Source organism: Palleronia caenipelagi (genome assembly GCF_007004065.1).
In the GTDB taxonomy this organism is placed as follows: domain Bacteria; phylum Pseudomonadota; class Alphaproteobacteria; order Rhodobacterales; family Rhodobacteraceae; genus Palleronia; species Palleronia caenipelagi.
Window position 1 is genome coordinate 1 of record NZ_VFSV01000187.1, and the last position, 608, is coordinate 608.

1 pseudogene is annotated in these 608 nt (G+C 61.5%); it reads right to left on the reverse strand.

Annotated features, from left to right (window positions below):
• Positions 1–553: pseudogene (locus tag FEV53_RS20650) on the reverse strand (adenylyltransferase); the annotation flags it as partial.
• Between the last annotated feature and the right edge of the window lie 55 nt (positions 554–608).

The window sequence follows — 608 nt, forward strand, 5'->3', positions numbered from 1 at the left end:
AGCCAAGCTTGCGGAAATAGGCGCGCAGCTCGTTGGGGGTGTCGCGGCGGGCGCGGAAGTCATAATGCACCGGCTGCTGGATGCCGGTCACCGGGCCACCCAGATACCAGTCGCCCGCGGTGTTGTGCAGGTAGTTCACGGCCGGGTGGGCCGAATCGTCGGCGCCAAAGACCTTCTCGGCCTCGCGCGCCTTGTTCGGCTTCCACTTGTCGGTGACGGTCATGGTGGCGAGGATCACGCCTTCCTGATCGCGCAGAGCGATGTCCTGCCCGATTTCGACGGAAGCGGCGAAGTCTTCCTTCACGTCCAGAGTGATCGGGATCGGCCAGAGGGTACCGTCCGCCGTGCGCATGTTTTCGACGACGCCGTCATAATCGGCCTCGGAGAGAAAGCCCTTCAGCGGGTTGAAACCGCCATTCATCAACAGCTCCAGATCGCAGATCTGGCGCGGGTTCAGGTCATGGGACACCAGATCGGCGGCCTCAACCTTCAGCTTCTGCGCGCTGTCATACGACACGTAAAGTTCGGGAATGGGGGTCAGGTTCGGTGTCATGATCGTGCCTTGTCTTTGGAGGTTGTTTTCAGCTGACGGACCCCATGCCGCGAAA